12 protein-coding genes and 1 riboswitch are annotated in these 13,435 nt (G+C 40.2%); of the genes, 1 reads left to right on the forward strand and 11 read right to left on the reverse strand.

The window, feature by feature from the left end; genetic code table 11:
* Positions 1-30: 30 nt before the first annotated feature.
* The 3 genes from AKG39_RS15585 to AKG39_RS15595 are packed head-to-tail and all read right to left on the reverse strand — an operon-like array spanning position 31 to position 3,586.
* Complete coding sequence (locus AKG39_RS15585; RefSeq protein WP_050741336.1) at positions 31-1,119, reverse strand: ABC transporter substrate-binding protein; 1,089 nt, start codon at positions 1,117-1,119, stop codon at positions 31-33.
* Between the two features lie 35 nt (positions 1,120-1,154).
* A complete protein-coding gene (locus tag AKG39_RS15590; RefSeq protein ID WP_050741337.1) occupies positions 1,155-2,747 on the reverse strand; it encodes a nitrogenase component 1 in 1,593 nt (530 codons plus the stop codon).
* Complete coding sequence (locus tag AKG39_RS15595) at positions 2,744-3,586, reverse strand: nucleotide-binding protein (protein WP_050741338.1); 843 nt, start codon at positions 3,584-3,586, stop codon at positions 2,744-2,746. The genes AKG39_RS15590 and AKG39_RS15595 overlap by 4 nt, the downstream gene beginning before the upstream one ends.
* An 88-nt stretch (positions 3,587-3,674) precedes the next feature.
* Positions 3,675-3,868, reverse strand: a riboswitch (cobalamin riboswitch).
* A gap of 90 nt (positions 3,869-3,958) precedes the next feature.
* On the opposite strand from AKG39_RS15595, the gene AKG39_RS15600 reads away from it, so the two are divergent.
* Positions 3,959-4,903: a LysR family transcriptional regulator gene (locus AKG39_RS15600; RefSeq protein WP_050741339.1), complete on the forward strand. Its 945-nt coding sequence runs from the start codon at positions 3,959-3,961 to the stop codon at positions 4,901-4,903.
* A gap of 303 nt (positions 4,904-5,206) precedes the next feature.
* Here the strand turns inward: AKG39_RS15600 and AKG39_RS15605 are convergent, their stop codons facing one another.
* From AKG39_RS15605 to AKG39_RS15640, 8 genes are all read right to left on the reverse strand, one after another.
* A complete protein-coding gene (locus AKG39_RS15605; RefSeq protein ID WP_050741340.1) occupies positions 5,207-6,031 on the reverse strand; it encodes an MBL fold metallo-hydrolase in 825 nt (274 codons plus the stop codon).
* Positions 6,032-6,041: 10 nt separating this feature from the next.
* Positions 6,042-6,302: a DUF5320 domain-containing protein gene (locus AKG39_RS15610; protein WP_152912178.1), complete on the reverse strand. Its 261-nt coding sequence runs from the start codon at positions 6,300-6,302 to the stop codon at positions 6,042-6,044.
* A gap of 99 nt (positions 6,303-6,401) precedes the next feature.
* The gene (locus AKG39_RS15615; protein WP_083439608.1) at positions 6,402-8,081 is read right to left on the reverse strand and encodes an ABC transporter ATP-binding protein; all 1,680 of its coding nucleotides are present in this window, start codon (positions 8,079-8,081) and stop codon (positions 6,402-6,404) included.
* Positions 8,071-9,831, reverse strand: a complete 1,761-nt coding sequence (locus AKG39_RS15620) for an ABC transporter ATP-binding protein/permease (protein ID WP_126981292.1) — start codon at positions 9,829-9,831, stop codon at positions 8,071-8,073. The genes AKG39_RS15615 and AKG39_RS15620 overlap by 11 nt, the downstream gene beginning before the upstream one ends.
* Before the next feature lie 48 nt (positions 9,832-9,879).
* A complete protein-coding gene (locus AKG39_RS15625; RefSeq protein ID WP_050741343.1) occupies positions 9,880-10,680 on the reverse strand; it encodes an ABC transporter ATP-binding protein in 801 nt (266 codons plus the stop codon).
* Positions 10,677-11,624 carry an ABC transporter ATP-binding protein gene (locus tag AKG39_RS15630; RefSeq protein ID WP_050741344.1) on the reverse strand — a complete coding sequence of 316 codons (948 nt, stop codon included), beginning with the start codon at positions 11,622-11,624 and terminating at the stop codon, positions 10,677-10,679. The genes AKG39_RS15625 and AKG39_RS15630 overlap by 4 nt, the downstream gene beginning before the upstream one ends.
* 9 nt (positions 11,625-11,633) lie before the next feature.
* Complete coding sequence (locus AKG39_RS15635) at positions 11,634-12,338, reverse strand: ABC transporter permease (protein ID WP_201780289.1); 705 nt, start codon at positions 12,336-12,338, stop codon at positions 11,634-11,636.
* Positions 12,339-12,462: 124 nt separating this feature from the next.
* Positions 12,463-13,413 carry an ABC transporter permease gene (locus tag AKG39_RS15640; RefSeq protein ID WP_050741346.1) on the reverse strand — a complete coding sequence of 317 codons (951 nt, stop codon included), beginning with the start codon at positions 13,411-13,413 and terminating at the stop codon, positions 12,463-12,465.
* Positions 13,414-13,435 lie beyond the last annotated feature (22 nt).

Here is a 13,435-nt window from a genome sequence, read left to right on the forward strand (position 1 = left end):
CAACTTTCTGATTTTGCAGTCACCGCCGACTTAACTGTTGGCATCGACTTTCAAAATCGTATCAATATTTTCATCGGTCAAATCATAGGAAAAGAACTCTTTATAAAAGGCTTTCAGATCTTTACGGATATCGTAATCTTTAAACAGTTCCGGTTGTTGAATACTACCCATCCACTTGAGCATCAGTGGTGTTTCCACACAGGGGGCATCGTAACGCAAGATTCCCACTGGTGTTTTATAAACCCGATGATTTTTAACCGCATTAATATTGCTCCAATCCTGACCTTCAATTTTATTCTGATACAGGTCTTCCGGCATTGTTTCGTCAAAATTTGACAGATAGATAATTTCCGGATTCCACTCCAAAATTTGCTCCATATTCACTTCTGACCATTTTTTATCGAGTCCGGATGCGACATTGGTGCCACCAGTTAACTCTAACAGATAATTATTGATGTTTTTCGCCCCGGCCACACTGAGTTTACTGTTCTGCAAATACAATACTTTCTTTTTCGTCACGGTGTCAAGTTTCGCTTTTTTGTCGACAAAATAATTTTCTACCTCGGTGTGATAATCCGTCAGTTTTTCAGCTACTTCTTCTTTACCCAACACCTGACCAACCAGCAGCAAATCCTTTTTTAAGTCTTCCAGGTTTTCCGCATAATTCAGCATCACCGGGGTAATTCCGACCGCTTTTAATTGTTCGGCTTCAGCCGTCTGATCGTTCCAGATAAAGGCGATTTCCGGCTTTAAGTTCATCAAGGCTTCCACATTGATGGCAAAGTCTTTGGTAATTTCGGCCGTTGAAATAGTGGCAAAATCCGGATCAAGGGTTGGCATAAAGCTGGCCTTATATTGAGCCATTGCGCTGGGATTAATCGATACGATCCGCTCGCTGCCACCGTCAATGGTCCACATCGCCGACGCCCAAGGAATCGGGGTAATGGCAACCTTGGTGATGGTTTCCGGTAATTGAACCTCATTGCCACCCTGATCCACCACCGATGTCAGTTTTTCGACCGTTTTACTTTCCGACTCCTTGGTCTGATTGCCGCAGCCGGCCATGACGATACACATAATCAGACAGATACAGATAACCAGTAACACTCTTTTTTTCATCTCTTCTACTCCTCAGTATTTAATTTATTTTTAATTTAAGCAGTCACTTTATTTGCAAAGAAACGCTTTAAATAAGCGTAGCCTGTTTGTCCCATGTATTGATAATCCAGCTCGATAAACGCGTTGCCGCTGAGGCTGGGATAGGGCATGGGAATAAATTGAAATTTTTCTGTTATACTGTTTATTCTATTTTGATAAAGCGGATCCGCAATGACATGGGTAATGGTCATTTGCTGCAAATTCAGATCAGCAATTTTGTTTGCCCGGATGGTTATAATCCCAAAATCATTTGGGATTACTATCTCAAGCTGATCCAGGATTTCATTTTCGCCCAGCAGCAGCACCCGGAAAACCGGGCATGGCTGCGGCTCTTTATTTAAGTAATACGATTCTGGAATCGCTGTTTTTAACAACACACCAACGTCTCTCAGCCACTGATTAAAACCATCAATGCCGATCGGCATCGCAAAAAGATAGGGTATTTGAAACAGCTCTGCCATCCATTTTGCCAAACTCAGACCGTGTCTGGAAAAAACAAGATTCAACTCTGCTTCCGCAGCCGTTTTAAAAGAATTAAGACTCTCATAGCCGAGAAAGTTCACCGCATAACCCAGCGACGTCAGGCAGGTTTCAATTTCATGAAAGTGTTGCCTTTTCCCAAATAAAAAGGGATTATAACCAATAATATTGATCCGTTTTTTACGGTTTTCAACTTTTTTAAGCGTTGCTTTGGCGATTTTCAACAGTGCCTTTGCTACCCCTTCTTCGGCCGTCTGAAAACCGTTGGTATCAATTGCACAGGTCACTTCAAACAGATCACATGTCTGTAAAAAATGATCATTCATCCCGGTCATAAAGGTAACGGGAGTGCCAATGGATATAAATAATTCTATTTCTTTGGTTTGGTGATTCATTTGAAAGTGCTTTGTAATGGCTTCACCGATCTCATTTGTGCAGCCATAAACCGCCTGCAAGTCATCAAATCGGGAAAAAATAAACGGATTATGATTAAGCTTGTCCATGGAACTGGGACAGTTTGCACAACCGGAACCCGTCATCAAAAACCGACAAACGGCTGAATCTTCAGGGAATAAGGAAAGTACTCCGCTATAATCTGCGGCCAGCGGCGGCAACTCACAGACAGCTTCATTTTTTGATAAAACCAGCTGCCGGGTTTTGACAAAGTCCTCGATCCTGGCAGCAATTTTATCGAGTCGTTGGGATGGGCTGGTTTTTCGTTTCTCCAGGGGACCACGTTTGAAAATATCGACAGGAATCTGCCGCGAATTATCAAGTCCCTGGATCATCGTGTCAAAATCGGTTTGGCTGAGCAGATCGGGACATGAAACATAAAGAATAATACCCTGATAGCAATTCTCTTGTAACGCCGCTTCAATAACTCCTTTGATTTTTTCCAGATAATCTCCAAAGGTATAATCCAATGAACTAATGGGAATGAGCTTGAGTTTGGACAACTGTCCGCATTCCAAAGCCCTAAAATATAAAATGCGGATACAGGTTGGCGGACCGATAGCCACCACTAAAGTATCCGGCATCGCAAAAATTCGTTTAGCAATTTCCATGTCACCGAGATTATAGACAGACGTTTCAATGGCGATGCTGCTCATCTGCTGATTTCCTGGTTCTTTGCTGAAACAAAATCAAAGAGAGCTTCCATTGCTTCATCATCAAGAGGACAGGAGTCACTAGCAAGGGGTTCGCGAAACAAATCCTTTCCTAATGTCTCAATCACCTGTGAAATAGGAGCCTGAGGATTTGCCTCAATTATTGTGTTTCTTTCATATTCTGCCATTTTAATCGCCTGGTTTTGTTCAATGGACGCAATCAGGCGACTTTCCGTCATTTGAATAAAATGATCAACCACAGCTTTATCGGTTTTAGACGCCCACCGATTGTGAATGAAACCTCCGAATAATTTTTGCTGCGGTGTTTCATAGTGAGAAATTCCCTTCAGAATATTATTGGCGGCATACAAAGACATAAATTCCGAGGAGGTAACAATATATACCGCATCAACGCACTGCTTGCGCATGGGAATTGAAAAACCGCCGCAGACCACATCGCCTAGCACATCATAGACAATGAGATCCCAATCCATATCAAATACTTCCAACCTTTCAAGGGTCTCAATGACAGCCGAAATGCCCATCCCGGCACAACCGATTCCCGGTTCCGGGCCGCCTGCTTCAACGCATGTGACCCCATAAACACCAGTAAACATAATATCCTCTTTATTCAGAGCATCTCCTTTTTCCTTGAGTGTTTTCAAAACGGTTGGAATCCGTCGCTTCATAAGAATCCGGGTGGAATCCGATTTAGGGTCACATCCAATATGAAGAACTTTTTTTCCAATTTTTGACAGTACTGCCGATACATTGGCGGCAATCGTCGATTTACCAATTCCTCCCTTACCATAGAATGCGATCCGTTTGTGTTTTATATTCATTTTTCCTCCAAATAAAAAAACTCTTCTGAATTATTAGACAGAAGAGTTTTATTATAAAAATAAATCCCTTGCCCAATAATCCGTTAGGCTTGGTTATGACAAAATGTAGAAGCATCCTGGCTTAAGATCATCGCCTTCTGTAACAACTTCCCAGAAATTTCTTTCCAGTGTTGATCGATTTTACAGAGGCTCACTTTTACAGTGGCGGTACCGCATCGGATTTTAACCGATTTTCATATTACACTTTGTTATTCAATTGAACGTATTATATCATAAGTAAGGACGTCAGACAATTAGACTGTTCTTCTAATTTCCAATTGCCAGCTATCAATTTTTTTGATAGTATAGGTGTAAATAAATAGGAGGAAACCAATGATTTCACTGCAAAACATGAAATACATGATCGAAATTTCAAGACATCAGTCCATTTCAGCTGCGGCTAAATCCTTATATATCTCTCAATCTACGTTGTCAACAGCTATCAAAGAAGTCGAAATAAGTCTGGGAATTCAATTATTCAAGCGAAACAGTCGAGGGGTCGAATTAACCTATGAAGGGCAGGATTATCTGAACCATGCCAAGGATATAGTTGAGCAGGCCGAATATCTGGAAAGACGTTATCATCATCAGAAATCCCTACCGATGCGCTTTTCCGTTTCCACTCAGCGCCTTCCCTTTTCCACCATGTCTTTCATTAAAATCATTGATGAAATTGGCTTGGATCGCTATGATATTGCTATTCGGGAATGTCCAACCCACGAAGTCATCCATGATGTGGCCACCCGTCGAAGCGAAATCGGCGTCATGTGCATAAATGATCATTACCTGCATACCATGCAAAAGCTTTTGGATACCAGTAACCTCTCATTTCACATTCTAGGAAAAATCAAATCCTATGTTTTTTTAAGAAAATTGCATCCTCTCGGTAAAAAGGAATCTTTAACCATCAATGACTTGAAAGCCTACCCCTTTGTTACTTATGATCAGGGGGATGACAATCTTCTTCATTTTTCAGAAGAAATTCTATTTAATGAAATTCTGGATAAAAACATTCATGTAATTGACCGCTGTACAAAAATTGCCCTGGTACGGGGTACCGATTGTTTCAGCATTGGTCCAGATCTTACCAACAGCGATGGTGACAAGATGCATTCAAAATTAAATGAGATTCAAGCTATTGAATTTTCAGATAGCAATCAAATTTTACACGCTGGTTATATCATGCGCAGCGAGCATACTTTGAGTGATGTTTGCAGATGCTATATAAAAACTTTAGAAGAGAAAATTAATGATATGGGAAAAAGCAATACCCAATAGCACAGGTTTTGCATTCTTGAATTTAGAATCGATTAAACCATAAGGCAGTTAATCTGCCTGATTGTATCATTATTTTTCAAACGATGCCGTTAAAATGATTTTACATGACAGGAAGGTTATTCCCGCCATAAAAAGGAAGTTTAATCTGGGCAAATATAAAAAGAGCTTCTTTATAAATAAAAGAAGCTCTTTCCATCTCAATATATTCTAATCAGGCTACCAATCATCCCTGGCATTTTTATTATATCAAAGCAAGTCTCCTGACTAACAATTCATCCTGTTTTCACCTTATTTTTTTTATTTTTAAATTTCAACCCGGCTGCCTGTTGCCAGATAGTTTACATGGTCTCCAAGCATGGTTTTCAGCATTTGATACGGCTCTTCCCCAGTACAATGGCAAGTATAATAGGTAGCCTGAGTCTTTTTGAGTTCGCTGCCAATGTTTTCTATCAATTCTTTTGTCTCCGGTTTTTTTCGAGATCGATTGTAAAGATGGAATCCGCCAATTACTGTGGTGGGAAACATATCATAGTTCAACGCCATATGATCAAGTATATTGACAATGCCCCGGTGTGCACAGCCTGCCAGCAAAACCACCTGATCCCTTTCCCGGATGATCAGATTTTGTTCATGACTGAAATCATCACAAACCAACACCCCTTCTTTTTCCATTAGAAGATTTGCATTGGCTGTGGATTTGTATTTATCTCCCTGCACCTTGGAAAAGATACACAACTCATCATCAATCACAAAATCACTCTCTAAAAACACAAATCGCTTATTGGAAAACAATTCCTGATCCAAACCGATGTAGACCTTATCACCGTTGCCTCTGTCTGAATAATGGTTTTCAAAGGATTGACGGCTTAAATAGATGGACGCTTTGTCATTAATCTCCAGAAAAGTTTTTAAACCGCCACCATGGTCATAATGGCCATGGCTGATGACAAGCAGATCCACTTTTGAAAGATCAATCCCCAGTTTTTCTGCATTTTCCGCAAACAATCCACTTGCCCCAACATCAAACAGTAATTTATGGGTTTCTGTTTCAATATAAAAGCTTAATCCATGTTCGTTTTTATATTTTTCTGAAACCGATGTATTTTCTGTCAACGTAACAATCTTCATTTGCGCACCCTCAATCTCTACTTTTAAAAGTTTGGTTGTTTGTTTCCGGCTCTTTATTCTCTTTAATTTCTTCAGTCATACTTTCATCGTGAATTTCTGAACCTTGTACACTTGCAGTAACCTTTTTTGCGCTTCTTCCGCAGCCACAACCTTTTCCGAACCCCTTTGCATTAATTCCTGAGCATCGTCCCAGACCTTTTCCACTCCCGGAACCACGACCCGCCGGACCTGTTCGATCCCTTTCCGGCATTTTAATCACTCCTTTATCCATTATTGACATATGCCTTTTATATTCTTATTATAAATGACAGCAATTAGATGTCAATATTTATTTGCAAAACTTTTAGATTTATGTTTCACTTATCACTTCTTATTTCGCATCCAGTCTGTAAACTCGATCACACCCGGCAACCGTGGAGGCTCGGTGAGAAACTGTGATGATTGTTCTATCTTTAAATTCTGTATATAATGTTTTTAAAATACTCTTCTCGTTTAGTGTATCCAGCGAACTGGTTGGTTCATCCAATATCATGATCGGTGTATTTCTTAGACAAACCCTTGCGATTCCAATCCTTTGCCGCTCTCCGCCGGACAGTCGAGAGCCCATTTCACCGGCATGGCTTTGATACCCATCCGTTAAGTTCTCTATAAAATCGTGGATACAGGCTCGCTTAGCGGCTTCCACAACTTCTTCGTGGGTTGCATAGGGATTTCCTATTTTAATATTCTCTTCAATTGTGTCATTCATCAGCCAAGTATCCTGTGATAACATGGCAAAATTGTTTCGGCAATCTTTTAAAGACACATCCTTGATATTTGTCCCCCCGACAAGAATTTCCCCTTCATCCGGATCCCAGTATCGCAATAGTAATCGCAAAGCCGTTGATTTGCCGCTGCCACTTTCACCGATAAAAGCAATTTTATCCCCTTTTTTAGCCGTCATATTAAAACCGTTGATCACTACATTAGAGCGTGTGGGGTATGTAAATCCAATATTGCTGAAAGATATTTCTCCCGAATTCGTTACTCCCTTTTTAGGATTAACCGGATCAATAACCTGAGGTTTTTCATCTTCCAGGGCAAACACCCGCTCTGCTGCTGCAAAAGTCTGTAGAAGACTACCAGATAGTCCACTGATAGCAATAACTGGGGTAAAGGAAGCTGCCAATACTACCATGAGAACAGCTGAACCACCGATTCCCACCTCTCCAATCATCATCCCATAGGAACAAATAGCCATGATAACAACCCGTGATAGGGTTCTGCCTAAATCAGGCATGGCCATGACAAAGTTTCGATGCCGAATCAATTTATGCAGCACCTGATTGATCTCGCCACCTTTCTTGTCAATGTTTCCCAATCGCTCAGTTCCTTTTCCAAAGGCAATAATCTCTTTAATACCCTTTAGGCTATCGATCAAATATGATTTCAAATCTCCTAACCACAAACGATAATCTCTGCCAGTATCTCTGCCTACCCTGGCCGAAAAAATAGGAATGACAACCCCAATGACCAAGTAAAAAGGCAGCATTACCAGAGCAATCATTGGCCAGATCGCAGCACATAAAATCAATGATAAACAGCTTATTACCACTGCAATCACAATCGGTGCAACCGTATGGGCAAAGAAAATTTCAATGCACTCAATATCTGAAATAGCGGTTGATACCACATCCCCGTTTTTCTTATCCAACATCTTTGCCGGAGACAGTTTTCTTAGATTGTCGTAGAGATTTACCCGCATAATTGCCAGCAGTTTATAGGCAACATGATGTCCAAAATACTGTTCGAGGTAGCGGCTGGGACCTCTCAGCAATGCACAGATGAACAGTGCCACTACCCATTTGCCAGTACTCAGAAACATATCAATTCCGGCATAGGAACAGATAATACCAACCCCAGCAACAAGGGTTCCCAGGATCGTTAATTGTCCCAGTATTCCCCCGGTAATACAAAGCCCCATATATCCTGAAACTGGTTTGATTTCTTTAGCAAGCCGCTTCATAATTTTTACTCCGCTCATTTTTCTCGTCTTTTCATTAACTGACACAGAGCTCACCTCCTTTGTATAATCCCTCCAGAGACTCCTGTTCGGTAACCATGAAATAATATAAGCCCCGCTTTTTCATTAACGCTCCATGGTTACCCTTTTCTTTTATTTCTCCCTGATCCATAACATAGATACAATCCGCTTTTTTAATGGTAGAAAGTCGGTGTGAAATTACCAACAGCGTATTGCGTCTTGCTAATTTCCCAATACACTTCCAAATATCATCTTCACTTTCCACATCAACATTAGAGGTTGCCTCATCAAAAATATAAAACTCGGCATTCATCAGAATAGCTCTGGCAATTCCTAATTTTTGTTTTTGACCGCCTGACAGTTTACAACCCCCTTCACCGACATTGGTGTCCAATCCTTCCGGTTGCTGCTTGACAAATCCAGATAGATTAACCATATCAAGAGCATTCATCATTTCTTTCACCGTGGCGTCAGTTTTCGCCATTTTTAAATTATCTAAGATAGTACCTGTAAAAATATAAGTATTTTGCGGAACAATGCATACTTTTTCGTGAATATTCTGTGGATCCTGGGTTTTTATATCCTGCCCTTCCATAGAAACTTTTCCTTCCTGGACATCATAAAACCGCATCAACAGATTGGCAATCGTGCTTTTTCCACAGCCGGACTGGCCTACAATGGCTGTTACTTTCCCTTTTTCGATTGTCATCGAAATATTGTTTAAAATCTTTCGTTCAGTGTTGTACTGAAAACTAACATCTTTAAGAATAAATCCATCTTCCTTTTTATTTTCGCCATTTTCTACAATCGGCAGGTTATTTCTTTTGGATTTTAGTTTCAGCAAACCAAAAACATTCTCTGCCGCTGCTACACCATTCATTGCCGAGTGACCGGTACTCATCAGATCTCGCACCGGGGCAAAAAAGGTATCTGCTAATAATAACAGGAAAATGGCGCGTCCGAAACCAAATCCACCGGCAACGAAATTCTGAGAAATAAAAAGAATGGCAATGGCGCTGCTGATGTAAATAATCATCTCGGAAATAATCACCGAATTGAAATTCAAACGCAGCACCTTCATTGTAACATTTCTGAAATCCCAGCATTTTTCACTTAAATCTTCTCGTCTTTTTTCATCGGAATCATAAAGGACAAAGGTATTCAGCCCTTCCAGACTATCATAGTAGTAAGTATTCAGATTGGCAAATTTTGACCAATATTCCCCTTTGAGGAGCCTGACAACTTTTCTGAACAGCTGATTAATGGGAAGAACAATCAAAGATGCTGTAAGAAGAACCCAGGCTGCTTCCGGAGCGGCTCCATTCATTCTGGAAAAAAGAATAAACGGTGCGATAAAGCAGTAGATCAATGCCGGTAAGTATTTACTAAAATAGGTTTCAAGAGCCTCTATTCCATCAACGCTGGCAGTTACCGCATTAGATGTTCCCATACTTTCCGAATATCCAATACCAAGATCCAACATTTTTTTATAAATCTTGTGTCTGAGGTCAATTCTAAGATCAGCTGAGCATTTATAAGCCAATTCACCATCGATTAAGTTTCCAACAAATCTGACTAGAGCAATCAGTGACATCACTAAAACTGCATTTAGCAGCAATTGAGGCGTCAGTTTTGACGAATAAAGCAATCCCTGGATGCTTCCTGTGATGCTGAAAATATACATCACGGTAAATAACAGAGCCAGTTTAACAAAAACCATTGAAAAAATCCATTTTCCAGAAGGTCTGGCAAGTTCAATTAATTTTCTATTTATCAACAACAAATTTTTCACCTCTTTATCTATACTTTTATTCTTTGCAAAATTTTAGTTTGCTACCAAATCTGCATCCACATAGAAATCTGCATAATAATTATACATAAGTTCTTTTGCGAACTCTGTTTTAGGGAAATCTACGATGATGTTTGTTTCACCTTCTTCCAGGATCACACCCTCATTCATCACCGCAATTCTGTCACTTACCGCTTTAACCACACCAATATTATGTGAGATAAAAAGGCAGGCAAATTGATATTCTTTCTGAGCATCTTTGAGAATCTTGAGTATTTGCGCCTGAACAGATACATCAAGCATTGATGTTGGTTCATCCGCTACGATAAATTTAGGATCAACCGATAGTACTCTTGCCAAAACAGCCCGCTGGACTTGTCCGCCACTGAGTTCCCCCGGATAACGGATCAGGTGTTCTTCCTGTAGCCCCACAATTTCGATCAATTCTTTTACTTTTCGTTTTTCATCAGCCGTATTCTTTTTATGAATTTTATGAATGCGCATAATTTCCGCAATACTGTCATAGATCCTGATTCTGGGATTAAGTGCCGATTCGGGATTTTGAAACATAACCTGAATATGCCGACGCATTTTTCGCATTTCCGTCTCACTTAACTCTGTAATATCATTTCCGTCAAATTTAATCTGACCGGTGGTTGGTTTCATCAAGCGTGTAGCAATTTTTGCCAGTGTCGTCTTGCCGCAGCCACTTGCCCCAATTAAGCCTAATGTTTCGCCTTTCTTTATCCGAAAAGAAATATCTTTTACAATATCTGTTCGCTGATTGCCAAAAATATTTTTGCGATATGATTTGGATATGTTATCTAATTCAATCATGGATTCCAGCACCTCACTTCATGGGTTAATGTTGTTTTTTTCATCTCCGGATGAAATCTCTTGCATTTTTCTGATGCTTTTTTACATCGATCATGAAAACGACATCCCTGTGGTAAATTGATCAGACTTGGGCTTACACCATCGATTGGTATCAAACCATTTTCCGGTTGGGCTAAAAATAAACCCATGAGATAGGGATGTATGGGATTTTTAAAAATCTCGTAACAGGTACCAACCTCAATTAATTCTCCTGCATACATCACTGCAATCCGATTACAGACCTTGGTGGCAAAATTTAAATCGTGGGTGATGAGCATCATCGCAGTTCCTGTGTTTTCTTTAAACAGCATCAGAGTTTCTATAACCTGGCTTCGAACAATGGCATCCAACCCCTTTGTAGGCTCGTCTGCAATCAGAAGACTAGGATTGCCACAAAGTCCCATTGCCGCCAACACCCGCTGTTTCATACCACCACTTAATCGATGGGGATAGGATTCCAGCACCTTTTCCGGTTCCTTAAAATGCATCTTTTGTAGAAGTCTTATCGATTGCTTCTTTTTTTCCATTCCTTTAGCTTTGCCATTGTGGTCGATTGCTTCGTAAATCTGCTTCTTGTTTTTAACCAGTGGGTTTAATGCCTCCGAAGGGTTCTGAGGAATAACCGCAATTTTTCTCCCACGTATTTCCCGCATTTGCTTTTGTTTAAGCCCCATCAATTCCCCACCCTCAAACACAATACTCCCTGTCGATATGGCATTGTAAGGAAGAACTTTTAAAACCGATTCTCCCAAAACCGATTTTCCACATCCAGTTTCACCGATCAAACCTAGAATTTCACCTTTTTTAATTTCAATGTCCAGCTCACATACTGCCGAAACATTTCCGTCTGGTGTCTGAAAGTAGGTATTCAGATTTGTGATTTTCAATACAGTCTCAGTTTGCATCCTTCACCTCTAAATTTCTATCATTTGTTTTTGCGGATCCATTTTATCCCTTATTGCATCCCCCAATGCATTGATCAGTGCCACTACCATGGCAAGAACAATTCCTGGCCCAACCAAAAGCCAAGGTGCCCGGTTAATAAACATGGCTGAGTCCTTCAGCATCAGACCAATTTCCGCATTTGGCGGTTGCACACCAAAGCCCAGAAAACTAAGGCTTGCAATAGCCATGATTCCATGGCCTATCATAAGCGTCGCCAAGGGTAAAATCGGCAATAAAACATTAGGAAAAATATGTTTTCCCAGAATATAAGCACTGCTTCCCCCGGATGCCCGTGCTCCCAATACAAAATCTCTTTCCTTGAAAATAAGTGTTTCACTTCTTACGATCCGTGCGTATGCAACCCATCCCATCACCGAAAGAGCAATAATCAGCGTGGTATCACCGGTGCCAAGTACCGCAATAAGGGCAATGGCGGCAATGGTAGTTGGAAATGCCTGAAAAACATTCATAATATAGTTTAAAAAGCCGTCCACTTTTCCACCCATGTAACCTGATAACAAGCCAATTATCAGGCCAATTATCAGTGCAATAGCTTCAATGATCAGTGAATACATCAGCGATGTCCGCATGCCGTTAAAAACCCTTGAAAATAAATCTCTGCCAAACTCATCTGTACCAAACCAATGCAGAATACTGGGTTTTTGTAATTGCAAGGAATAATTGATCGTATTAGATTCAGGAAAAATATACGGTGAGAATATAATGAGAGTGAGTAGTATAAATAACAGCCCACTCCAAACCCATATTAAATTTTTTTGTTGTTTTTTCGTTTTTACTTTAAATTTCCGCATTGGCACCATCCCTCACTCTTGGATCAACAAATTGATATAACACATCAATGAATAAATTGATTAAAACAATGATGATTCCATATGCGAAAAGAAAACCCATAGAAACCGGATAATCTTTTGCTACGATGGCCGAAACCAGATAAGTTCCTATTCCTGGCAGACCAAAAATATTTTCAATGATGAGGCTGCCCCCAATCATACTGACAAGACTAACTCCTGTTAATGTAATAATCGGTAAGGTTATATTTTTCAGAATGTGTTTGAAAAATATCTGTATTTCACTTAAACCTTTTACTCTGGCCGTATAAACATAACCACTACTTTTTTCTTCTAGAATGCAGGTTCTAACCAATCGAACCATTCTACTTGAGTTACTCAATCCCAGTACAAGTCCCGGCAAAATCAAATCTTTGGGGCTATTGTACCCAAATGCGCTAAACCATTTTAATTGTGTAGCAAAAACATAAATAAAAAAAAGTGCCAGCCAGAAGCTTGGAATGGACATCTTAATTGATTGGGTAAATCTTAGGAAATTGTCAATCCATGAATCCTTAAACTCCGCAGAAAGAAACCCCAGTGTAATACCAATAAGGAGTGAAAACGCCAACCCGGTAAAGGACAGCATTAGCGTATAGCCAATGCGATAAAAAAATTCTTCATTCACCGGATTCCCGGTTTTGAAAGACTCTCCGAAATCTCCACCTAAGACCCCGGTAAACCAATTCTCAAATTGGGTGAAAAACGGGTCATCAAGTCCCAGCATTTCTTCATAATGTGCCAATGCCGCCGGATCTGTGCCACCTTCAGGATTGCGATATCGCATTAAAATTTCAGCGGGATTACCCGGAGAAAAGTACATGATACTGAAAGCCAGAAAGGCAATGGTAATAACTGTCGGTACAATCATCAGCATTCGGTTAATAATTATCTTTTTCATTTTATCTCCAATCTTAAATATT

Source organism: Acetobacterium bakii (assembly GCF_001263355.1).
Taxonomy (GTDB): Bacteria; Bacillota; Clostridia; order Eubacteriales; family Eubacteriaceae; genus Acetobacterium; species Acetobacterium bakii.